Source organism: Paucibacter sp. M5-1 (assembly GCF_027498415.2).
Taxonomy (GTDB): Bacteria; Pseudomonadota; Gammaproteobacteria; order Burkholderiales; family Burkholderiaceae_C; genus Roseateles_E.
Genome location: NZ_JAPZLM020000001.1, coordinates 2695295 through 2718795 on the forward strand (window position 1 = coordinate 2695295; position 23501 = coordinate 2718795).

The following is a 23501-nucleotide window of genomic DNA, read 5'->3' on the forward strand; positions in this document are numbered from 1 at the left end:
ACTCAACCTTTTACTGCACCGGCCACCAGGCCGCGGGTGAAATGCCGGCCGGCCAGCAGGTAGACGGCCAGCGTCGGCAGGGCCGCCAGCAGGGCGCCGGCCATCTCGACGTTGTATTGCTTGACCCCGCCCTCGCCGGCCGCGCCGAGCTGGGCCAGCGCGGCGGTGATGGGCCGGTCGCCGTCGCCGGTGAAGACCAGGCCGAACAGGTATTCGTTCCAGATCGTCGTGAACTGCAGGATCACGACGACGACGAACACCGGCTTGGACAGCGGCAGCACGATGCGGGTGAACAGGGCCCAGAAGCCGGCGCCGTCGATGCGCGCGGCGCGCAGCAGCTCGTCCGGAAAGCCCAGGTAATGGTTGCGGAAGAACAGCGCCAGCGGAAGGCTGTAGATCACATGGATGGCGATCAAGACGCCCAGTGACTTGTCCAGGCCCAGCCTGGCCAGGCTGATGGCCAGCGGCAGCAGATAGACCTTGATCGGCAGGAACAGCGCCACCAGCAGCAGCAGGAAGATGGCCTCGCTACCGCGAAAGCGGAACTTGCACAGGATGAAGCCGTTCAGCGCCGCCAGCAGGCTGGACGCCGCCACCACCGGCAGCGCCAGCAGCAGGCTGTTGCCAAAGCTGCCGCCCAGGGCGGCCCAGGCCTGGCGCCAGCCCTCAAGACCCGGCACCTGGGGCCAGCCCAGGAAACCACCCTGCTGCAGCTCGGCCGCGCTCTTGAAGGAGTTCAGGAGCATGAAGGCCAGCGGCAGGATGAAGTAAATCGCAAACAGCGCCGCCAGCGCATAGGCGAGGCTGCGCTTAAGCATGACCTGCCCCCTGGCGCGTGCTGGCACGGCCACGCGCATAGGCATAGGGCAGTGCAATTGACAACACCATCATCATCATCACCATCGCGCTGGCCGCGCCCAGGCCGAGGCGGCTGCGCTCGAAAGCCATCTGGAACATATACAGGGCCGGCAGCTCGCTGGCGTGGCCGGGCCCGCCATCGGTCAGCGCCACCACCAGATCGAAACTCTTGATCGAGGCCGGCAGCAGCACCAGCAGGGCCGAGAACAGGCTGGGGCCCAGGGTCGGCAGCAGGATGCGGCGGTACAGCGTGAAGCCGCGCGCGCCGTCAAGCCGGGCGGCGTTGACCACCGCGTCGTCCACGCCGCGCAGGCCGGCCAGGAATACCGCCATCACAAAGCCGGTGATCTGCCAGACCGCCGCGATCACCAGCGTGTACAGCGCCATCTGCTCGTCGGCCAGCCAGTCGAAGCGAAAGTCAGGGAAGCCGAGCTGGCGCACACCCTGCGGCAGGCCCAGCTCGGGGTCCAGCAGCCAGCGCCAGACCGTGCCGGTGACGATCAGCGACAGTGCCATCGGGTGCAGATAGATCAGGCGCAGCGCGCCCTCGGCGCGCAGCTTCTGGTCCAGCAGCACCGCCAGCAGCAGTCCCAGGGCCAGCGGGATCGCGATGAAGAGGCCGGCGAAGCGGGCCAGATTGGCCAGCGCACCCAACCAGCGATCATCGGCAAACAGACGCTGGTACTGCATCCAGCCGACGAAGTCATTGCTGGGCAGCAGGCCCGAGCGGGTCAGCGAGATCCAGCCGGTCCAGGCCATGAAGCCGTAGAAGAACAGCAGGCAGACGATCAGCGAGGGCGCGATCAGCAGCGGCGGCAGGTGGCGTTGAAAGAGCTGCTTCATCATCAATCGACCACTCGGGCCGCCTTCACGAGGCGCGCCTGCGCCTGCTCGGCCGTCATCCGATCGCCGGCCCAGAAGGCTGCGATCACATCGCGGTAGGCGCCGTGGGTGGCCTCGGGCAGCTGGGCGCCCAGGGCCAGGGTCAGGCGGCCGTCGGCGCCGCTCTTCTTGAAGTCGGCATAGGAGCGCTGGGCGCAGGCGTTGAAGCCCGCCAGGTCGGCATCGACCCGCACCGGGATGCCGCCCTTGCTGCGCGCGAAGCGGGTCGAGGCCTCGGGCTGCAGCAGGGCCTCGGCCAGCCGCGCCTGCTGGAGGGCCTGGGCCGGGCTGGCCGGCTTGAAGAACAGGATGCGATCGAACTCGAAGTAGTGCAGATCGCCATGGCCCGGCGCGGCCGTGCATTCGTAGTCGCGCCCGGCCACCCAGCCGGCCTTCAGGAACTCGCCATTGGCCCAGTCGCCGGTGAACTGCATTGCCGCCTTGCCCTGGATCAGCAGGCTGGTGGCCACGGCCCAGTCACGCCCGACCTGGCCGGCATCGGTATAGCGCTTGACCCGCTTGAAGTCGCGCAGCATCGCGAGCATCTGCGGCCCGCCCAGCAACGTCGCGTCACCCTTGACCAGGGCCTGGCGGAAGAAGGCCGGCCCGCCCTGCCCCAGCACGACGTTTGCGAACACGCTGAACTGCTGGCCCACCGTCCCGCCTATGGCCAGCGGAATCACGCCGGCCGACTGCAGCACCTCGGCGGCCGCGAAGAACTCGGGCCATGTGCGCGGCACGGCCAGGCCATGGCGCTTGAGCAGGGTCGTGTTGCTCCACAGACTGTTGAGGCGGTGCACGTTGATGGGCACGGCCACCGCCTTGTCCTGGTAGAGCAGCTCGGTGTAGATCGCCGCCGGCAAGACCTGGCCCCAGCGCTGGGACCGGGCCACCGCCGTCAGGTCGGCCAGCGGCACGGCCTCGCCCCAGACCCAGACCGCCTTGTCGAGCTGGGCCAGCGCCGGCGGATGGCCGGATAGGAAGCGGGTCTTCAGCAGGGTGTTGGCATTGCCGGCCCCGGCCACCGGCGACTCGCGCCAGTCCACCCCGGCCGCCCGCGCGGTCTGGCGCACTTCGGCCAGGGTCTGGGCCTCGCTGCCCGAGGTCCACCAGTGCAGCAGGTCCAGGGGCTGGGCGGCCACCGGCAGCGCCAGGCCCAGCCACAGCAGCATCAGGCTCGCTCTCATGAACAGGCCTCCAACAGACTCTCCAGTGCCGGCACCAGGGCCAGCACCACTTCGTCGACCATGGGCGCTGCGGCGTCCAGCGTTTGCTGGGCGGCGCAGCGCCGCGGCTCGGGCAAGACCTGGCCCTGCTCGACAGCATACAGAAGCTCCAGGCCCAGCACGCGCAGCCCGGGCAGACGCTCGGCCAGCGGCAGCAGCGCCGCCAGACCGGCGTAGCCACGCAGCAGGGCCGGCAGCCCGCCCCAGTCTTCGGCCAGCAGCGCGCGCCAGCGCGCACTATCGATGGGTGCACGCGCCAGCTCCTGCATCAGCCGGTTCTCGGCCGGCAGCACATCGGCCAGGCGGTTCAACGGCTCATCCAGGTGGTAGCGTCCGCTGAGCTTTTTGCGGTGCTGGCGGGCGTAGTAGCCGGCCGGCTCGAGCAGGCGCACCAGGCGCTGCAGCTCGGCCAGCGCGCGCTCGTCGCCGTCCACCAAGGCCAGCAGACCCTGGCGATGCTGGGCCTCGTGCTGCAGGCCAAGCTCGCGCACGGCCCACTGCGAGACCGCGTCCAGGCGCTGCAGCATGGCCGCCTCGCCGGGCGGCGGCGCGGCCGACCAGAAGCGCTCGGCCACCGCGAACAGGCGCGGCCACAGGCGCAGATCGATGTTGTGGGCGTCGACCAGCTCGCTCCACAGCGCCGCCTCGGCCCCACGCACCCGCGCGAGCGCCGCCTCATCCAGCGGCGCCGGCGCCGCGCTCGGTTGGTCCGGCGCATACAGGGCCTCGCCCTCGGCCGGGTAAAGCACATTGGCAATACGAATCACACCCTGCAGCCGCGCCGACTGCGCTTCCTCGTGCAGCCTCGCGCTGAGCTCACCCATCCAGGTGTCGAGGCCAAAGCACAGCTCGGCACCACGCCAGGCCAGGGTCTGCAGGGCCAACGGCGTCTGGCCCTCGAAAGCGATCCAGCCGCGCCATTGGCCGGCCTTGTCCTCGATCAGCGCCAGCTCGGCGCGCAGCTGCTGCACACCCAGGTCCAGGTGCAGGCGCCAATGGCGTGCCAGCTCGCCGGCCCGGCAGCGCAGCTGCGGCGCGGCCGGCGGCAGGATGGATCGGCGCCAGTGATAGGCGCTGGCATGGGGCTGGTCCAGATAGAAGCCGGCCGACAACAGCACCGCATGGCCGCGCCGCGCCAGCCGGGCCAGGCTGTCGGGCCCGCGCCAGGACTGCACCATCACCTCGGCCGGCAGCGCCTCGTCCTCGCCGAGTTCGTCCCAGCCCAGCATGGTCTTGCCGTGGCGGGCCAGGATCTCCAGCAGCCGGCGATTAAACAAGGCCTGCGTGGCGCGCGGCGCCAAGCCCAGCGCCTGCCAATGGCAGCCCTCGACCTCGTCGCCACCGATATGCACAAAGGGATCGGGGAACACCGTGGCCCACTCGGCCAGGATGTGGTCGAGGAACTCGTAGACCTCGGGCTTGCGCGGATCGAGGCAGGGCTTGAAGACACCGAAGCCCCGCTCGATCTCGTAAGGCCCCGGCGCGCTGAACAGCTCGGGATAGGCGGCGGCCAGCGCCGTCGTGTGGCCTGGCACATCGAGCTCGGGCACGACGCGGATGCCGCGCTCGCTGGCATAGGCCACCAGCTCGCGCGCCTCCTCCAGGCTGTAGCACTGCCCGCCGCCGGCATGGCTCTGCAGGCGCGGATAGCGTTCGGACGCCAGGCGCCAGCCCTGGTCGTCGGTCAGATGCCAGTGCAGCACATTGAGCTTGGCGGCGGCCATGCCGTCGAGCTGGCGCTTGAGCACCGGCAGCGGCAGCCAGCGCCGCGCCACATCGATCAAGAGGCCGCGCCAGGGGTAGGCCGGTGCGTCGATGATCTCGACGCAGGGACAGGTCTTGCCATCCTCGGCACGCAGCTGACGCAATTGGCTGAGCGTCTGCAGGCCGCGCAGCGCGCCGAACACCGTGGCGGCGTGCAGCACGATGCCATCCGTGCGCACCGCCAGGCGGTAGCGCTCGTCCATGTCCGGCGGCGGCGGCGCGCCGTCGTCGGGGGTGTCGAGCAGCAGGGTCAGGCCACCGGAATCAGCGATGCGGCGCAGCGTCGCACGGGTGGCCGGCAGTTCCGGGCCGCTGTCGCTGACCAGTAGACGGTCGAGCCAACGCAGCTCCCTGGGCCAGGGCATCAGGGTCAGGGGTGTGGGACGGTTCAAAAGCAGGCCGGGGGCAGGCAGGGCCCCGAGAAGAAATTCATCACTCGCTACTATCGTCTGCCTTGCCTTCAAGGTGGCTCAGCATTGAATTAAGAAACGCTGGGATGCGGGGCGGTACCGCCCCGCAGGGCTTTGGCTTCAGTAGTGCACGGTCGCCCGCACCCCATACTGGCGCGGCGGCGCGAAGCTGGCGCGGATGCCGTGGTTGGTGGTGATCGGGTCCATCCAGGTCTTGACCGCGTTGTCGGTCAGATTGGTGCCCCACAGCTCCACGTCCCACTTGCCGTTGTTGCCCGCCACCTTGACCGACGCATTCACATTGCCATAGGCCTTCTGGAAAGCGCCGTACTGCGGGTCGTCCAGATTGCGTGGCGTGAAGTACATGCGGCTCTGCCAGCGATAGCCCAGCGTCGGCGTGATGCTGATGTCGTCACCCCAAGCGAACTGATGCGAGTAATTGAGCGAGTAGGAGTACTTGGGCGAGTTCGGCAGGGACTTGCCGGCCAGATTGATCTGGCGCCGACCGACCGTATTCTTGTTGACACCCGGGGTGTTGGCGACGATCTCCGGGCAGGCGTACTGTCCGGTCCGGTTGCTGCACAACCAGTTGTCGTCATAGACATCCCACTCCTTGATCTTGGTATCAAGCAGCGACACATAGCCCCACAGCTGGCCGTCCTGCCATGGCAGGGCCTTGAACTCCAGCTCCATGCCGCGAATCGCCGACTTGCCGATATTGCGCGTCACCCAGCCCTGCACCACGCAGTCCGAGGTACCCACCGGGATGCCGCAATAGGCGGGGGTCATCTTGCGCACGCCGATGGCCGAGGTGTTGGTGTAATGCATGCCGTCGAAATCGGTGTTGAACAGCACCACGCTCAGATCCAGCTTGCGGTCCATCAGGCGGCCCTTGTAGCCGACCTCGAAGTTGCGGGTCTTCTCCGATTCGTACTCGCGGTAGTAGACGCGGGTGGCTTCGTCCTCGGGGAAGGCGCAGCGGTGGTTGCTGCCACCGCAGCGGTCGGTGCGGTCGGAGAAGCCGCCGGGGCGGTAGGCCGTGGCCAGCGAGGAGAACAGCATGTGGTTCTTGTCCACATCGAACTGCAGACCCAGGCGATAGCTGGTGTTCTTGTAGGTCTCGCTCTTGGTGTTCTCGTTGTGGACTGCAGGAAAGCTCTTGAAGCCGGCAAACGGCCCCATCTCGAGGGTCAGGTCGCCGCCGTCATGCGGCATGCCTTGGCCGATCGGGCCCGGCTTGTGCTTGCCGTTGTAGTACCAGGGTGTCTCCTGACCGGCATAGTTCTCGCTGGAGCGGCCGCCGGCGTCGCTGCGGCCGTCGCGGCTGATGCGCAGGCCGGCCGTGGCAGTCCACTGCGGCAGGAAGCGGAAGTCACCCTGACCGAACAAGGCCTTGGACTTCACCTGGCGGTTCGGCTGGTCCCAGAGGTGGCCCGTCGGATAGAGCTTGCCAGGCCAGCCGCCCACCACCAGATTGTCCTGCCCCATCAGGATGGAGTTCTTCTCGTGCATCTGGAAGGCACCAAGCACATAGCGCCAGTTCTTGGTCTCCTGCTTGAGCTGCAGTTCGTTGACCACGGTCTTGTACTTGGAGTCCAGCGTGAAGGTGGCCTGATCGGTGACGTTGGGGTTGTCGCCGCCGACCGCGGTGCCATCGGCATTGAGCGTGAACACATCGCTGTCGATGGCGTGAAGGCCGCCGTCATTGTCCTGATGCTGCTTGCGTTTTTGCACCGAGAAGCTGTTGCGCAGCTGCAGTTCGACCGTGTCGCTGACCTTCCAGCTGAGGAAGTTGCGCACGCTGTCGATGCTCATGTCGAGCTTGCCCGGCACATTGATCTTGGCGTACCACTGGCCCTCGGAACCGCAGGCGCGCGGCGTGCCGGCCGCCATCTCGCAATCGCGCAACTGCACTTCACCGGCGCCCTTGTTGTGGAAGCGCTCTACCGTGCCCTGCCATTCCAGGCTCGGCGAAATCGCCCAGCGCGCGCTCAGGCGGCCGGCCCATTGGTTGGAGTTGTAGTAATACTCGCTGGGCTTGAGCACGCGATTGAAGCGCTGATCGGTATCGGGCTTGCCATTGGGCGTGAAGACGAAGCCGCCCTTGCCGTCGGGCTTGCGGTAGCCGCGGTCCGTCATGTCGCGCTCCTGCGTGATGAAGCCGTCGCGCAGATCGCGCATATAGGCCATCCGGATCGCGAACTTCTCACCCAGGGACTTGTTGTAGACGGTGCGCAGCTCGCGGTTGTTGAAGCTGCCCATCTGGGCCGAGGTCCAGCCGTAATCGCGTTTGAAGTCGGGCTTGGCCGGCAGGATGTTGATCACGCCGGCGGTGGAGCCCTTGCCGAACAGGGTGCCCTGCGCGCCGCGCAGCACCTCGACGCCTTCCAGGTCAAACATCAGCGCCAGCGCACCTTGCGGCCGTGCCGAGTAGATGCCGTCCACATGCACACCCACCGCCGGATCGCCGATCTCGGTGAAGTTGGTGGAACTGACGCCGCGGATCGACATCAGCACGCCGCCGTCGGCCGGCGACATGCCGAACTGCACATTGGGCACATAGCCGCTGAGGTTACGGATCTCCTTGATGTTGTCGCGCAGGAGGTCGTCGCTGCTGATGGCGCTGACGGCCACCGGTGTCTTCATCAGGGCAGTCTTGCTACGGGTCGCGGTTACCGTCACCTGCGGCAGCTCGTTGACGGCGGCCTTGGGCTTTTCTTCGTCCTTGTCCTCGGCCATGGCCGTCGGCAACCAAAGGCTCAGCACCAGTCCACTGACCGCCAGACTGCTGGCGCTGCGGCGCGGTGTCGGGGCCAACGCCCCCATCTTCTTCTTTCTCATCTCGTCTCCTTCAGGGTTGGTATTGATTGGTGGCTTGATTGATGGCGCTTGGGAGCCTCAGCAGCCGAGCCCCTGGCCCGGCTCTACCTTGAACATCGCGCTGTAGCTACGGAACAGCTCGACACGCCGGGCCAGATTGCGCGCGGTCGGCGCGTCGGGGCCCTTGTCGCACTCGATGGCGCCATTGATGGCGCGCACCGCTTCGCCGAAGCCGGCGCCGTCGACGATGGCGCGGTGGGCCGGTATGGAGCCCGGGCCGTTGTTGGTCATCCAGTACCAGATGGCCGTCTGCCAGGCGATCGTGGCGTCACGCGCCACACGATCGGGGTCGGCCCAGAGTTCCTGGCCCAGACCCAGGGCCTGGCCGGCCGCCAGGTACTGGTAGTTCCAGCTCAGCTGGATAGGGCCGCGCCCGTAGTACTGCTGGCCGGGCGCGCAGCTCTCGCCGGGGCCCTGGCGGCAGTAGTTGTTGTGGTTGGCCTGGTTGTACTCGCGCAGCGCACGCAGGAAGTCGGACTCATGGGCGATATTGGCCAGGAAGGCGGCCATCTCGCGCCGGCGTACCGCGTCGCTGCCACGTCCGGCGAAGTCCGGATAGCTGGCGGCGGCCTGCACAAAGCCCTCGTAGCTGTAGAAGCTCAGCCGGTCGGGGAACAGCGCATCGAACTGTGTCCGGCTGGGCAGGAACTGCACGGCCATGCCCGGCTCGGGCTCGGGCTCGGCGCCGCTGCCCACACAGGCGGCACAGGCCGCCAGCAGCAGGGCGGCCAGCGCCCCGTTCAGCATCTTCACAAGCATCTCCTCCATGAACATCCGTCTCGTGACTTCGAGGCCGGACTATCGCGAGTGCTCGTTTTAGGAAGCCTCAAGGCTGCGTTAAGCCTCTGTTAAAGCCGCTGTTGCTACAGTGCGCCGTCATGAAGATATGCCTGGTGGAAGACGATCTCGAGCTCGGGCGTTCGCTGCAAGCCCTGCTGCAGGAAAGCGGCCACGAGGCGGTCTGGGTGCGCCGCGCCTCGGATGCGCGTTACTGGACCAGCGAGCAGGCCTTCGACGCCGTGCTGCTGGACCTGGGCCTGCCCGACGGCGACGGCATGGGCCTGTTGCGCCAGCTGCGCCAGATCGACAAGAAGCTGCCCATCCTCTTGATCACCGCCCGTGACGGCATCGAGGACCGGCTGGACGGGCTCGACGGCGGCGCCGACGATTATCTGGTCAAGCCCTTTGCCAGCGCCGAGCTGCTGGCGCGGCTGCGCGCGGTGACCCGTCGTGCGGCCGGCGCGGCGGCCGATCTACCGCATGAGTGGCGTCTCAAGGACCTGACCCTGGACGAGCATCGCATGGTGTTGATGCGCGCCGAGGAGCGCATCAATCTCTCGCGCACCGAGTTCGCCATCCTGCTGGCCCTGCTGAAGCTGCCGGATCGCGTGATCACCCGAAGACAACTGGAGGCCAAGGCCTTGACCCATACCGACGGACGCAGCCTGGACGTGCACATCTTCAACCTGCGCAGAAAGCTCGGCGAGGGCTATATCCGCACCGTGCGCGGCGTCGGCTTTCTGGTGGAGAGCCAGGCATGAGCGCCGAGACCGCCCCGCCGCCGGCGCACCGATCCCTGTTCAACCGCACCATGGGCGCGGTGTTCGCGGTGATCTTCCTGACCTGGGCCGGGTTGATCGTGCGCGAATTGGCCGACATCAGCCTGCTGCAAAGCCGCAACGGCCAGGCCGAAAACAAGCTCTGGGCCCAGCTGGTGCGGGCCCAGCTGCAGGACAAGCTCGACGACCCCGCCGCCATCAATGCCGCGCTGAGCGATCTGGAGGAGCTGCGCAATGCCGAATGGCGCCAGAAGGGCCATCGGACGCCGCACAGCGTGGTGCAGGTCTGGCAGCACGGCCAGCTGCGCCAGCAGCTCGCGCCCCCCGATCCCAAGGACCGCGCACCGCCACAGCTGGACCGGCTGGAGAGCGACAAGCTCTGGCTCTACACCGAGGCCAGCGCGCCCGAGCAGGGCCTGACCGTGCGGCGCTGGCAGGAGATGCCGGGCGACTGGCATTTCAGCGTCAAGGGCTTCAGCTACTACGCCCGCCCGCTGCTCTACGGCCTGCCGCTGCTGGTACTGCCGGTCTGGTTGCTGTTCCGGCGCGGCTTCGCGCCGCTGCGGCGCATCGGCGCGCAGATCTCGCAGCGCTCGGCCAAGGACCTGTCGCCGCTGCCCAGCTCGCCCTATGTGGAGCTGGCGCCGGTCGTCAATTCGGTCAACGCGCTGATGAACCGGCTGCAACAGCGCCTGGAGCGCGAGCGCGAGTTCCTGCTCGACGCCGCTCACGAGCTGAAGACGCCCTTGGCGGTGATACAGCTGAACGCCGAGCAACTGGAGGGCAGCGCCGCGACAGCGCGCCAGGCCGAGGCCGCACAGCGCCTGACCGAGGGCGTCAAACGCGCCACCCACACGGTGCACCAGCTGCTGGCGCTGGCGCGCTCGGGCGCCGATCTGGACGCGATGGACATGCGCGAGCATGACCTGGTGACGCTGACGCGCGACCGCATCGTGCTGGCCAGCCAGCTGGCACTGCGGCGCGGCATCGAGGTGGAGCTGAGCGCGCCCGAGGAATGCCGGATCCGCATGAACCGCGAGAACATGGGCTCGCTGATCGACAACCTGGTGGACAACGCCGTCAAGTACTCGCCGCCCGGCAGCCAGGTGCTGGTGCGGCTGGCGCCACAGCCCGAGGGCGGCCTGGGCCTGTCGGTCTGCGACCAGGGCCCGGGCATCCCGGTGGCACTGCGCCAGAAGGTGTTCGAGCGCTTCTTCCGCCTGCACGACGGCGAGCAGCCCGGCAGCGGCCTGGGCCTGGCCATCGTCGAGCGCGCAGCGGCCCAGCATGGCGCACAGCTGCGCATGGACGACGGCCCCGATGGCCGCGGCCTGTGCGTCAGCCTGAGCTTCCCGGCGGCCTAGCTCGCGACAAAAAAAGGGCCTGGAAATCCCAGGCCCTTTGACATCAGAGAAGGCGGCAGAGAACGGCAACAGCTGCGTGTTGCCGGCACTGCATCAGTAGGTGAAGCGCAGCGTGGCCATATAGCGGCGGCCGGTCTTGTAGATGCCGCGCGTCAGCTTCTCGGTGGCCGCCACCCCGGCCACTTCGGCGTAGGAGCGGTACTCGCTGTCCAGCAGATTCATCGCGTCCAGCCCCAGGGTCAGCTTGTCGGTGATCTTGAAGTTGACATTGGCTTCCAGCGAACCGTAGTCGTCGGTGACCAGGAAGTTGCCACGGTCGGCCTGGGTGTAGTACTTGGAACGCCAGGAGTAGGTGGTGCGAGCGCTCCAGCGGTCGGTCTCATAGAAGGGACTGAAGGTCACCTGGTGCTTGGAGTTGAAGGGTAGGCGGGCGCCCGTCGCTGCCTTGGCCTCGGCATGGGTGTAGTTGGTCAGCAGGCCCAGGCCGTTGCCGAAGGTCGCCTGGTAGGCCAGCGAGAAGCCCTTGATCGTCGCGCTGCCGGCATTGCTGGGACGCGAGATGTCGTACTCGGTGTTCCTCTGCTGGTTCTGGTTGTAGTGGGTCTCCTTGCGGGTGGTGGTCAGGACGTAGTCGTCCACCTTTTTGTGGAACACGGTGCCGGCCAGGATGGCGTTGCTGGCGAAGTACCACTCGGCCGAGAAGTCCAGATTGGTGGAGCGGTAGGGTTTCAGGTCGGGGTTGCCGCCGCCGCCGGTCAGGGTCGCATCACCGATCCACAGATAGCTGGACATATCGCCGTAGTTCGGGCGCGCCATGACCTTGGCCGCCGAGCCGCGCAGCACCACGCTGTCGTTCAGGTCATAGACCACGTTCAGGCTAGGCAGGGTGTTGGTGTAGCTCTTCTTGACGCTGGTCGGGGCGTACTTGTCGGCCGGGCAGGGGCTGGTGTTGACGGTGCAGGCCCAGCCCATGCTGTTGGATTCGGTCTTGACCAGGCGCACGCCGACATTGCCGCGCAGCCGGTCCTGGCTGAAGTCGGCCTGCACATAACCGGCGTTGACGGTCTCCTTCACCGCCCAGGTGTTGGCGGCATAGGAGGGGTCGCTGAAAGTGCTCGGCGTGGGCATGGTCTGCCAGGGCGCCAGCCACTTGCCGCTGTTGATGTAGTCGGCCAGTGCCCAGCCATCGATCATGAAGCGCTTGTTGAGATCACCCACATCGCCGAAGCCGGCGAGATAGCCGCTGGGCACAGGTTTCGGGCTGAACTGGGTGGCGCTCAGATCGCCATAGCCCTCGATCGCGGCGAGCGAAATGCCGGCCATGGTTTGCGCGGTTTCATGCTCGCGGCGCTTGACGCCGAAACGGACCTGGTGGATCGGCGAGTCGACGAACTTGATGCCGAAGTCGGCCTGGAAGTACTTTTCCTCGTCCCTGGTCGGCTTGGCGACGATATTGCCGCCCCAGCCCGCCGCCCAGTTGGTCGCGTTCGGCGGGTTGGTGTGCCAGGGGTCGGGATTGCCGCCGCTGATGCGGAAGCCCTGCGGGTCATTCATCGGGTTGCCCACCTTGGCCGGGGGCATGTGCACGGCGATATCTCTGAGCTGCGCGGTCTGGTAGCCGGTGAAGTTCAGCTTGGGCACCGAGCCGCTCAGGTCATAGTTGTAATGGGCCTTGCCGAGAAACTCACCGAACACCTGGCGGTCGGTGCCGCCGGTAGCCTTGGAACTGCCGGCATGGGCCGAGGCGAACCAGCGGTCTTCCTTCCAGGTCAGCTTCAGGTCCTTGGAATCGGTATCCACCGTGGCGCGGCGGTTGATCAGGTCATAGACCGTCAGCCCGTTGCGGAACGAGGCCTTGGTGATGACGCCGCCGTCCACGGTCAGGTCGGTCAGCGCGTTCAGCGAGTTCCAGGGGTTGCCATTGAAGGCAAACATCGAGTGCGTGATGTTGTCGTACTTGGCCTTGACGTCCAGCAGATTGAACTCGACGTCGAGCTTCTTGTGCGGCTTGGCCTGCAGCGACAGCGAGAGCGTGTCGCGATCCCGGGTCTGGTCGAAGTAGTGCGCGCTGATCGAGTTCGGCGCGATCGCGTTCGGGTTGGCCAGCAGCGTGGTGCGGCAGTCGCCGACGCAGCTCGGCGGCATGGTCGCCGGCGGGTTCTGCGACCAGTCGGTGCTGGTGGTGGTGACCGAGTTGGGCGAGCCACCCGAGCCGTTGATGTAGGCGCTGCCGCGCACGGTGCCGTAGGACTCGACACCGTCGCGACGGATGCGCTCCTCCGAGCGCTGCGCCGATACCAGCATGCCGAAGGTGTTGGCCTCGTTCTTCCAGCCGAACAGGCCCGACAGCGTGGGCTTGCCGCTGCCGACGCGGTCGTTGTAGAGATAGCTCGCCGAGCCGGCCAGGGTCAGGGCCTTCATGTCCAGCGGCTTGCGGGTGCTGATATTGACCGTGCCGCCCACCGAGCCTTCATCCAGCCAGGCCTCCGGCGATTTGTGCACCTCGACCTTGTTGACCAGCTGCGGTGCCAGCAGCGTGTAGTTGAAGCTGCGGCCCTGCTGTTCGGCCATGAACCAGTCACCCGAGGCGATCGCCTGGCCGTTGAGCAGGGTGCGGTTGAGCGCCGGGTCGGTGCCCAGGATGGAGATCTTCTCGCCCTGGCCGAAGGCCTTGTCGATGGTCACGCCGGGAATCACCGTGATGGCCTCGGCCACATTGGTGGCCGGGAACTTGCCCACATCCTCGGCGGTAACGACATCGATGATGGATTCGGCATCGCGCTTGGTGTCGAGCGCCTTCTTCAGGCTGGCGCGGATGCCGGTGACCACGACGGTCTCCAGCTTCTTGGCGCCGTCCTGCTTGGGGGTTTCCTGTGCCTGGGCGGGCAGGCTCAGGCTCAGCAGCACGGCGGCTGCGATGGCGGACTGTCTGTGCATCGTCTTCTTCTCTCGCATGGTCTTGGACTCCGGTAATCAGCACCCCAACGGGTGCAAGAGGGGAACGCCAAACAGCTGACTGGCGTGTTTGTAAAAATCGATACGGCGCTGGTTCTTGCGCAGCGCGTCGGGGTCGGCCGGCTTGTCGCACTCCAGCGTGCCGTTGATGGCGCGCGTGGTGGCGCCGAAGCCGAGCTGGTCGCGCAGCGCCTGGTGCGGCGAACGAGTCGACTCGCCGGGCTGGGTCATCCAGTACCAGAGGGCGGTGCGCCAGGCGACGGTGGCGTCGCGCGCGACCAGGTCGGGATCGGACCACAGGTCCAGGCCGAGGAAGTCGCCGGCGCGCTTGTACTGGTAGTTCCAGCTCAGCTGGATCGGGCCGCGCCCGTAATACTGCTGGCCCGGCGCGCAGGACTCGCCCGGCCCCTGGCGGCAGTAGTGTCCCCAGTTCTCCTTGCGGTACTCGCGCTGGGCGCGCAGCTCGTCCGACTCATGGGCGATCTGCCCCAGAAAGGCGGCCATCTCCTGGCTGCGCTGCTCGACGCTGCCCCAGGCAGCGAAGCCCGGGGTCTGGCGCACGGCAGCGACAAAACCCTCGTAGCTGTAGAAGGCAATGCGCTGCGGAAACAGGGTGTCGAACTGCGCCTTGCTGGGCAGCATCTGCGCGGCCGGCACCATCGTCGTCGTCGGGGCCGCAAGCGCAGCAACAGCCGACATGACCCAGATGGCCGAACCGACAGAAACGGCCAGAAGGCCCTTGAACACTCGCATCTCGCCACACTCCTCTGGTTTTTCCCGCTGTCCGGTGCAAGGGGGCACTGGTACGCTATTGGTTGTATGAATCATCCGATGGATAGCGTTCGCGGTGGCTCAAGAGATGATTAAGAGTGCACCGATGCGACGCCACAGAAGGACGCGGCGATGAAGATCTGCCTGGTAGAGGACGACCTGGAGCTGGGACGCTCACTGCATGCGCTACTGAGCGAGGGCGGTCATGAATTGGTCTGGGTGCGACGCCTGGTCGACGCCCAGCAGCAGCTGCTGGAGCGGCGCTTCAACGCCCTGGTGCTGGACCTGGGTTTACCCGATGGCTGCGGGCTGGCGCTGCTGCTGAAGCTGCGCCAGCAGGACCCGCAGCTGCCCGTCATCGTGATCACCGCGCGCGACGGCATCGAGGACCGGCTCGAAGGCCTGGACAGCGGCGCGGACGACTATCTGGTCAAGCCTTTTGCCAGTGCCGAGCTGCTGGCGCGGCTGCGCGCGCTGGCGCGGCGCTCGGGCCTGCAAGGCTCATCCGATGAGCCACTGGCCTGGCAGGCCCGCGACTTGTCGCTGGACGAGGGCCGCATGGCGCTGACGCGCGGCAGCCAGGCGATCAATCTCTCGCGCACCGAGTTCAGCATCCTGCTGACCCTGATCAAGCGCAGCGGCCATGTCGTGACGCGCCGCGAGCTGGAGGCGCAGGCCCTGCCCCACTCGGACAGCCATGCGCTGGACGTGCACATCTTCAATCTGCGCAAGAAGATCGGCGACGGCTATGTGCGCACGGTGCGCGGTGTCGGCTTCGTTCTGGAGGCGGCCTGAGCGGTGTGGGGCTTGGGCTGGGCGGCGCCCAGCAGCGCGTCCAGCACCGGCCAGACCGAGGGCGCCAGCAGCTCGCGCGGCCGGTGTACCAGGCCCAGCTCGCGCCATAGCGGCGGCGACAGGGGCCGCAGCTGCATGGCATGCCGGTCCTCGGCTTCGGCCTCGATAGGCAGGATGGCCGCGCCATAGCCGGCCGCCACCAGGCTCTTCATCGCCTCCGTGTAGTTGAGCTCGATGCCGGGCCGCGGCACCTGGCCAGCTGCGCCGAACCAGGCCAGCGTCATCCGCTGCATCTGGGTGCTGGCGTCATTGACGATCATCGGGCGGTCGGCCAGCCAGGCCGGCGTGATGCGGGCCGGCACCTGCCAGAGCGGCGGCAGGCAGGCCAGCATAGGATCGCGCCGCCAGGGCCGGCACTGCAGGCCCGGCTGCGGCTCGATCGGCAGGGTCACGATGCCGATGTCCAGCGTGCCGGCCAGCAGGCCCGCCAGCGTGTGATGGGTGCCCAGCACGCTCAGTGCCAGCTCGATCTCGGGCCGCTGCGCCGCCAGCGGCAGCAGCAGCGGCGGCAGCACATGGGCGGCCACCCCGGTCTGGGCGGCCAGCCGCACCCGACCCGCCAGGCCCTTGGCATGGCGGCCCAGCTCGGCCAGCGTTTCCTCGGCCTCGCGCAGCAGGCCGCGTGCGCGCTGCACCAACAGAGCCCCGGCCGAGGTCGGCAACGCGCCGCGCCGGCCGCGCTGCAGCAGCTGGGCGCCGACCCGCGACTCCAGCTCGCTGATCTGCAGGCTGATGGTCGGCGCTGCCAGGTGCAGGGCCTGGGCGGCGGCCGCGAAACTGCCCAGGTCGGCAATCGCCACCAGGCTGCGCAACTGGTCGAGATTCAGGCTACGCATAGGAATTCCTGTTGGCTGTGATCAGACGATTCAACTTTTCAAATCTTAGTCGAGGGCCGAGCATGGCGAGCATCACCACCGGAAGCCCCCATGCCAGACGATCACGCCTCGACGCTTTTGCAATGCCTCAGCCAGCGCTGGCATGCGGCGCTGCGCCGCCACGCCGCCCGCCGCCAGCTGCTCGCAATGAGCGAGCGCGAGCTGCTGGACCTGGGATTGGGGCGCGGCGAGCTGGAGGCCTGCGCCGCCGCGCCACAATGGCGCCATGATGAACAAGCCGCCCTTCTTCGCCCCCACCGCGTTTGACCAGGCCGAGGCCGCGCTGGCGCGCGCCCAGGAGATCTATGCCGCCAGCGTCGCCAGCCTGCGCGAGGCGCTGCAGCGCTTCGTTGCCGGCGAGGAGATCGGCCGGGTGCGCGCCTGCTACCCCTTTGTGCGCATCCACACCCGCACGGTGGCGCGCGCGGTCTCGACCCTGGCCTATGGCTTTGTCGCCGGGCCCGGTGTCTACGAGACCACGCTGACCCGGCCCGATCTGTTCGGCGACTACTATCTGGAGCAGTTCCGCCTGCTGCTGATCAACCACGGCGTGAGCCTGGAGGTGGGCACCAGCCACCAACCGATCCCGCTGCATTTCGCGCTCGGCGAGCACGACCATGTCGAGGGGGCGCTGAGCGCCGAGCGCCGCCTCCTGATGCGCGATCTGTTCGACCTGCCCGATCTGGCCGCGATGGACGATGGCATCGCCAATGGCACCCACCAGGGCCCACCCGGCGCGCCGGCGCCGCTGGCCCTGTTCACCGCACCGCGGGTCGACTACTCGCTGCACCGGTTGCGCCACTACACCGGCACCTCGACCGACCACTTCCAGAACTTCGTGTTGTTCACCAACTACCAGTTCTATATCGACGAGTTCGTGCGCCTGGGCCATGAGTTGATGGCGCGCACGCCCGACCCGGCGAAGCCGCATGAGCACGACGACTGCATCGCCTTCGTCGAACCCGGCAATCTCATCACGCGCCGCGTCGGCCTGTCGGCCGAAGCGGCCGATGCCTTGGGCCAGGCCCTGCCCCGGCTGCCGCAGATGCCGGCCTACCACCTGATCCGCCAGGACCGCAGCGGCATCACGATGGTGAACATCGGCGTCGGCCCGGCCAATGCCAAGACCATGAGCGACCATATCGCGGTGCTGCGCCCTCATGCCTGGCTGATGCTGGGCCACTGCGCCGGGCTGCGCAACAGCCAGGCGCTGGGCGACTATGTGCTGGCCCACGGCTATGTGCGTGAGGACCATGTGCTCGACGAGGAGCTGCCGCTGTGGGTGCCGATCCCGCCGCTGGCCGAGATCCAGCAGGCGCTTGAAGAGGCGGTGGCCGAGGTGACAGGTCTTGCCGGCCCGGCGCTCAAGCAGATCTTCCGCACCGGCACCGTGGCCTCGACCGACAACCGCAACTGGGAGCTGCTGCCCAACCATCTGGACGGCGGCCCCGAGCGCCGCTTCAGCCAGAGCCGCGCGGTGGCGCTGGACATGGAGAGCGCCACGCTGGCGGCCAACGGCTTCCGCTTCCGCGTGCCCTACGGCACCCTGCTGTGCGTCTCCGACAAGCCGCTGCATGGCGAGATCAAGCTACCCGGCATGGCCAACCAGTTCTATCGCGAGCGGGTCGACCAGCATCTGCGCATCGGGCTGCGCGCGGTCGAGCTGCTGCGCAAGCGCCACCTGACCCAGCTGCACAGCCGCAAGTTGCGCAGCTTTGCCGAGGTGGCGTTTCAGTAGCCCAGTCCGCGCAGCAGCTGCAGCGCGGTTTCGAAATCGAAGGCGCGGATGCGCTCGCCGAGCTCATGGGCACGCGCCCCGTGCCGGGCGCGCAGCGCCGAGGCCAGCTCGCGGTAGCGTTCGACGGCGCGGAAATCGCCGGCCGCCAGCAGCGCCGCCAGCCCGGCCAGCCTGGCGGGGTCGGGGGCCGGTTCGTCGAGCTCGGCCGGGCGCGTCTCCTCCATCAGCGGCGCGGCCCGCAGGTCCTGCACCAGCGCCTCCAGGGCCACCGAGGCGCGCTCGACCAGCGGCCGCATCTGCGCCGCCGGCAGCTCGTCGCCGGCCTCGATACGGCCCGCCAGCTCGCTGAGTTGCTGAGCCCCGACCGCCGCCGCCGCGCCCTTGAGTGAATGGGCAAAGCGCCGCAGCGTGTCGCCGGCGCCGACCTCGATGCCGGCGGCCAGCGCCGGCATGCCGTCCCGGAAGTGGTGGGCGAACTGCTGCAGCACGCGCCAGTAGGTGGCCGGCCGCCCGCCGGTGTAGCGCAGGCCCTGCACCACATCCAGGCCCGGGATCCGCGTCAGCCAGTCCGGCAGCAGCTCGGCCTCGCTGGCCACCACATCGGCCAGCGGCTCGGGCGGCGGCGGCAGCGCCTCGACCGAGTGAGCGCGCGCGGGCAGCCACTGCAGCAGGCGCGCATAGAGCTGGGCCGGCGCCACCGGCTTGCCGACATGGTCGTTCATGCCGGCGGCCAGGCAGGCGGCGCGGTCCTCGCCAAAGGCATTGGCCGTCATCGCGACAATCGGCAGCGCCGCCATGCCGGGCAGGCGGCGGATCTCGCGGGTCGCCTGCAGCCCGTCCATCACCGGCATCTGCATGTCCATCAGCACCAGCTGGTAGTCGTTGCGCTGCACCAGCTGCAGAGCCTGCCGACCATTCGAGGCCAGGTCCACCGTCAGCCCGGCCGCATGCAGCAGCTCCTGGGCCACGTCCTGGTTGATCGGGTTGTCCTCGACCAGCAGGATGTGCGCGCCGCCATGCCGGCTGGCCAGCTGGTCCAGCGCCTCGCGCTCGCTGCCCGTCGCCGAGGCCATCGCGGCGGCCGCATCGGCCTCCTCGACCGCCGGCAAGCGCGCGGTGAACCAGAAGCGGCTGCCCCGCCCGGGCTGGCTGTCGACACCGACCTCGCCGCCCATCAGCTCGGCCAGATGGCGGGTGATGGCCAGGCCCAGGCCGGTGCCACCGTAGCGCCGCGTGGTCGAGCTGTCGCCCTGCTCGAAGACGCGGAACAGGCGCTGCTGCTGCTCGGCCGTGATACCCACGCCGGTGTCGCTGACCTCGAAGCGCAGCAGCTCAGGGCTGAGCGCTTCGCCGCGCAGACGCACCGAGCCCTGCTCGGTGAACTTGATCGCATTGCTGAGCAGGTTCAGCAGCGCCTGCGACAGGCGGGTCGCGTCGCCGCGCACCCAGGGCGGCAGCGTGTCGGCCATCAGGCTCAGCTGCAGGCCCTTGTCGCGCGCGCGCTCGTCGACCAGATCGCAGCAGCGCGTCAGCAGCTCGCGCAGCGCGAAGGGCTGGTCCTCCAGCTCCAGCTTGCCGGACTCGATCTTGGAGAGATCGAGGATGTCGTTGATGACCTGCAGCAGGTGCTGGGCCGCGCCGTCGAGCTTGGCCAGCCGGTCCTGGGCCAGCGCATCGCGGCTGTCGCGCCGCAGCAGATGGGTCAGGCCGAGGATGGCATTCATCGGCGTGCGGATCTCGTGGCTCATATTGGCCAGGAAGGCGCTCTTGGCCAGGCTGGCGGCCTGGGCCGCCTGGGTGGCCTCGGCCAGCTCGGCGGTGCGTGCCTGCACCAGCTCCTGCAGATGGTGGCGGTGCTGGTCGAGTTCGGCGCTCTGGCGCTTGTGCGCGCTGATGTCCTCGCCGATCGCCAGCACATGGGTGACGCGCCCGTCGGCCTGGCGGATCGGCGCCATATGGACAAACTCGTGAAAAATCTCGCCGTTCTTGCGATGGTTCAGCAGCTCGCCCGACCAGTTCTGCCCCTGCTGCACGGACCGCCGCATCTGCTGCACGCGCTCGCGCGGGCCGCGCTGCGGCTGCAGCTCCAGCCGCGTGCGGCCCAGCACCTCCTGGCGGCTGAAGCCGTTGATGCGGGTGAAGGCCGCGTTGACGTATTCGATCGCGCCGGCCAGGTCCGAGATCAGGATGCTGGTGGGGCTTTGCTCGACCGCCAGCGAGAGCTTGCGCAGCAGTTGTTCGCTGGAACGCCGGTCGCTGATGTCGGTGAAGGAGCTGACGACGCTGACGATGCTCTGGCCGTCGGTCGAGCGCACCGGCTCGGCATTGAGCTTGAGCCAGCGCCGCTGGCCGGCCTGGCTGCGCACGCCCAGCTGCATGCCCTGCTGGCCCTGGCCGGTGCTCAGCACACGGGTCAGCGGCAGCTCGCTGGCCGCCAGCGGCTGGCCCTCGTTGTCGCACATCTCGAGCGCGCGCCACTTCCAGTCGGCCGCCTGCATCTGCGCCTGGCTGTAGCCCAGGATGCGTTCGGCGGCCGGGTTGCTGGCCAGCACGCGCCCGTCAATGTCGAAGATGATCACGCCCTCGCTGAGGGCCGAGACCATCGAGCGGTACAGGCGCTCGCTCTCCTGCAGCGCCTGCTCGATGCGCTGGCGCTCGTCGATGTCCGCGCGCAGCAGCTCCGACGACTCCTGCAGCGCCTGCTCGATGCGGCGGCGCTCGCCGATGTCGCTGACGATGCCCAGCACCGCCGGCCGGCCCTGATAGCTCATGCGGCTGGCGCGCAGCTCGATCCAGACCCGCTGGCCCTGCTTGTCGAGCCAGCACAGCTCGTAGTGGCGCTGGGGCTCGGGACCGGTGCCGGTGCGCGCCAGAAAGCGCGCGGTCCACAGCTCCAGGAACTCGGGCGCCACCACCGCCGCGAACGGCAGGCCGACGAACTCGTCCTCGGTATAGCCCAGCAGCTTGGGCAGGGCCGGATTGGCGAACACGAAACGCAGGTCCTGGGCCACGAAGACACCGTCGGCCAGCGCCTCCAGCAGCGTGCGGCTGCGCAGCTCGCTCTCGGCCAGCAGCGCCTGGGCCACGCGCTGCCGCCGCAGCCGCCAGACCACGGCGGCGATCAGCAGGGCCAGCAAGGTGCTCGCGACTATCCAGCGTGCCTCGCCCCAGACCTTGGCATCGACCTCGGCACGCGCCACCTTGCTGACCAGCAGCCAGTCGGTGCCGGGTACGGCGCGCAGCGCGCCCAGCGAGGGCACGCCGGCATAGTCGAGGCCGTCTATGGTGCGGCCCGGCAGCGCGCCCTCCCGCAGCGCCTGACCCACCAGCAGCTCGGGCCGGTCCAGCGGCCGGCGCAACCGGCCGGCCGAGCCGGGCCGCTGGCGCAGCTCGCTGAGCGCCAGCGCCTCGTCGCCGACGCGCTGCCACAGCACCGACTCGCCGCTCTGGCTGGGCAGCGGCCAGGCCGCGAGCAGCGGGTAGAGCTGGTCCCAGGGGCTGATGCGCAGCACCACGGCGGCAGGCAGCGCCGCGCCGGCGCGCGCACGCAGCGGCACGACGATGTCCAGCCGTTCCGGCAGCGCGGCCGACTCGACCACATAGATGTCGGTGCGCGCGATCTTGCCGCTGGCCAGCGCCTGCCGCACGGCGGCGTGCAGCTCGGGCGGCGGCCGGTCGGGCCCGGGCTTTTCTCCCGCGACGATGCGGGCCTGCGCGTCGAGCAGCAGCACCCGGCGCATCTGCATGGCGCCGGCAAAGCGCGTCAGCTCCTGCATCAGGCGCTGCTGCGCGCCAGTGTCGGCACGCTCGGTCCAGGCCTGGTACCACTCGCCCAGCTGGCCATGCTCGGCGACAAAGCTGGCGGCGCGCAGCTGCGTCTCGAGCCAGGCCCGCACCTGGCTGGCGCGCAGCTCGGCAATGGTGTCCAGCCGCGCCGCCTCCTGCGCGCGCTGCTGGCGCCGCGAGTAGTCGAGCGCCAGCAGGCCCAGCAGCAGCAGGCCCAGCACGGTCGCCAGCAGGGTCAGGTTTTGCGCACGACGCGCCGGCACGGGCAGGGTCGGAACGCCTGGCATCTAACGCTCGGCGACCGCTGCGGCCGAGGGTTCGTGCCCGGGATCGGCCAGGCGCCGGGCGATCGCGCAGAACTCGTCGAAGCTGGCGACAAAGGCATCGACCACATCCGGATCGAAGTGGCTGCCGCTCTGCTCGACGATATGGGCGCGCGCCGCCTCGTAGCTCCAGGCTTTTTTGTAGACGCGGGGGCTGATCAGTGCGTCGAACACATCGGCCACCGCCATCAGCCGCGCCGCCAGAGGGATCGCCTCGCCCACCAGACCCTGCGGGTAGCCGCCGCCGTCCCAGCGCTCGTGATGGCTGCGTGCGATGTCCTTGGCATAGTGCAGGAAGTCGACAGCACCGCCGCCCGGCCCGGCGTCGCGCTCGGCCAGCTCGATCGCCTCGGCACCGAGGGCGGCATGCGTCTTCATGATCAGCCATTCGTCGGCATCGAGCTTGCCGGGCTTGCAGAGAATGCGGTCCGGGATGCCGACCTTGCCGATATCGTGCAAGGGTGCCGAACGCGCCATCAGGTCCACCGTCTTGGCATCCAGGCGCCTCGCGAACCGCGCTTTGCCGATCAGCTGCGTGCCCAGCTGGCGCACATATTCGCGGGTGCGGCGCAGATGGTTGCCGGTCTCGTTGTCGCGGGTCTCGGCCAGGCGGGCCAGCGCATGGATGCCGATATCGCGCAGGCGCTGGTTCTCGGCCATGCGGCGCTCGATCTCGAGTTCCAGGTCATGGTTCTGGTCGGCCAGGCGTTCGCGCGCGCGGCTCAGCTCCACATGGGCGGCCACCCGGGCCAGCAGCACCGGCGGCCGTATCGGCTTGGTGATGTAGTCCACCGCGCCGTGCAGCAGGCCGCGCTCCTCGTCCTCGGTGGCCCCCATCGCGGTGACGAAGATCACCGGCACGCTGCGGCTGCGCGGCTCGGCGCGCAGCCGCTCCAGCACCGCATAGCCGTCCAGGCCCGGCATCATCACATCCAGCAGGATCAGGCTGGGCAGCGGCTCCAGCCGCATCAGCTGCAGCGCCCGCTCGCCCGAGTTGGCCGCCCTCACCTGGTAAAGCGGCTGCAACAGTTCACCCAGCACGGTCAAGTTCTCGGCGTTGTCGTCCACGATCAGGACGAGCGGCCGCTGGCTCATAGGCATTTCTTTAGCTCCCTGCACTGCCCGACGACCGATGGTCGCATTTGCCGCGCATCAAGCCAAGCCCGGGCGCGCCAGATTGCGCACGGCACGCGACAGATTGGTGCGCGGCCCGAAATGCCACCACAATGCACGGGCCACAGGCCTGCTCATTCAG

General features: G+C 68.4%; 16 protein-coding genes. 5 read left to right on the plus strand and 11 right to left on the minus strand.

What is annotated here, in order from left to right:
- Positions 1–2 precede the first annotated feature (2 nt).
- The 6 genes from O5M90_RS12640 to O5M90_RS12665 all read right to left on the minus strand — a co-directional run bounded on the left by O5M90_RS12640 (position 3) and on the right by O5M90_RS12665 (position 8767).
- Positions 3–818, minus strand: coding sequence for a carbohydrate ABC transporter permease (locus O5M90_RS12640; RefSeq protein ID WP_440402064.1), 816 nt, complete (start codon positions 816–818; stop codon positions 3–5).
- Positions 811–1704, minus strand: coding sequence for a carbohydrate ABC transporter permease (locus O5M90_RS12645; RefSeq protein WP_440402065.1), 894 nt, complete (start codon positions 1702–1704; stop codon positions 811–813). The genes O5M90_RS12640 and O5M90_RS12645 overlap by 8 nt, the downstream gene beginning before the upstream one ends.
- Positions 1704–2927, minus strand: coding sequence for an ABC transporter substrate-binding protein (locus tag O5M90_RS12650; RefSeq protein ID WP_269841323.1), 1224 nt, complete (start codon positions 2925–2927; stop codon positions 1704–1706). The genes O5M90_RS12645 and O5M90_RS12650 overlap by 1 nt, the downstream gene beginning before the upstream one ends.
- Positions 2924–5095 (minus strand): family 20 glycosylhydrolase, encoded by a 2172-nt coding sequence (locus tag O5M90_RS12655; RefSeq protein WP_269841324.1) that lies wholly within the window; start codon positions 5093–5095, stop codon positions 2924–2926. Before O5M90_RS12655 ends, O5M90_RS12650 begins: the two co-directional genes overlap by 4 nt.
- A 165-nt stretch (positions 5096–5260) precedes the next feature.
- Positions 5261–7981: a TonB-dependent receptor gene (locus O5M90_RS12660; RefSeq protein WP_269841325.1), complete on the minus strand. Its 2721-nt coding sequence runs from the start codon at positions 7979–7981 to the stop codon at positions 5261–5263.
- Between the two features lie 57 nt (positions 7982–8038).
- A complete protein-coding gene (locus O5M90_RS12665; protein WP_269841360.1) occupies positions 8039–8767 on the minus strand; it encodes a chitinase in 729 nt (242 codons plus the stop codon).
- Between the two features lie 131 nt (positions 8768–8898).
- Here O5M90_RS12665 and O5M90_RS12670 point away from each other — a divergent pair, with 131 nt between their 5' ends.
- Both O5M90_RS12670 and O5M90_RS12675 read left to right on the plus strand, forming a co-directional pair.
- Positions 8899–9561, plus strand: coding sequence for a response regulator transcription factor (locus tag O5M90_RS12670; protein ID WP_269841326.1), 663 nt, complete (start codon positions 8899–8901; stop codon positions 9559–9561).
- Entirely contained in the window at positions 9558–10943 is a 1386-nt protein-coding gene (locus O5M90_RS12675; RefSeq protein ID WP_269841327.1) for a sensor histidine kinase, read from the plus strand. The genes O5M90_RS12670 and O5M90_RS12675 overlap by 4 nt, the downstream gene beginning before the upstream one ends.
- Positions 10944–11036: 93 nt before the next feature.
- On the opposite strand, the gene O5M90_RS12680 is transcribed toward O5M90_RS12675, so the two are convergent.
- Both O5M90_RS12680 and O5M90_RS12685 read right to left on the minus strand, forming a co-directional pair.
- Positions 11037–13898 carry a TonB-dependent receptor gene (locus tag O5M90_RS12680; RefSeq protein WP_440402066.1) on the minus strand — a complete coding sequence of 954 codons (2862 nt, stop codon included), beginning with the start codon at positions 13896–13898 and terminating at the stop codon, positions 11037–11039.
- Positions 13899–13916: 18 nt separating this feature from the next.
- Positions 13917–14651 carry a chitinase gene (locus O5M90_RS12685; RefSeq protein ID WP_269841329.1) on the minus strand — a complete coding sequence of 245 codons (735 nt, stop codon included), beginning with the start codon at positions 14649–14651 and terminating at the stop codon, positions 13917–13919.
- A gap of 150 nt (positions 14652–14801) precedes the next feature.
- Here O5M90_RS12685 and O5M90_RS12690 point away from each other — a divergent pair, with 150 nt between their 5' ends.
- Positions 14802–15464 carry a response regulator gene (locus O5M90_RS12690; RefSeq protein WP_269841330.1) on the plus strand — a complete coding sequence of 221 codons (663 nt, stop codon included), beginning with the start codon at positions 14802–14804 and terminating at the stop codon, positions 15462–15464.
- Here the strand turns inward: O5M90_RS12690 and O5M90_RS12695 are convergent.
- A complete protein-coding gene (locus tag O5M90_RS12695) occupies positions 15416–16360 on the minus strand; it encodes a LysR family transcriptional regulator (RefSeq protein ID WP_269841331.1) in 945 nt (314 codons plus the stop codon). The two genes, O5M90_RS12690 and O5M90_RS12695, sit on opposite strands and share 49 nt — an antisense overlap.
- Positions 16361–16450: 90 nt before the next feature.
- Here O5M90_RS12695 and O5M90_RS12700 point away from each other — a divergent pair, with 90 nt between their 5' ends.
- Positions 16451–16666: a DUF1127 domain-containing protein gene (locus O5M90_RS12700; protein WP_269841332.1), complete on the plus strand. Its 216-nt coding sequence runs from the start codon at positions 16451–16453 to the stop codon at positions 16664–16666.
- Positions 16629–18137, plus strand: coding sequence for an AMP nucleosidase (locus O5M90_RS12705; protein WP_269841361.1), 1509 nt, complete (start codon positions 16629–16631; stop codon positions 18135–18137). Before O5M90_RS12700 ends, O5M90_RS12705 begins: the two co-directional genes overlap by 38 nt.
- Here the strand turns inward: O5M90_RS12705 and O5M90_RS12710 are convergent.
- Positions 18131–22210 (minus strand): PAS domain S-box protein, encoded by a 4080-nt coding sequence (locus tag O5M90_RS12710; protein WP_269841333.1) that lies wholly within the window; start codon positions 22208–22210, stop codon positions 18131–18133. The genes O5M90_RS12705 and O5M90_RS12710 overlap by 7 nt on opposite strands.
- Positions 22211–23341, minus strand: coding sequence for an HD-GYP domain-containing protein (locus O5M90_RS12715; protein ID WP_332909510.1), 1131 nt, complete (start codon positions 23339–23341; stop codon positions 22211–22213).
- Between the last annotated feature and the right edge of the window lie 160 nt (positions 23342–23501).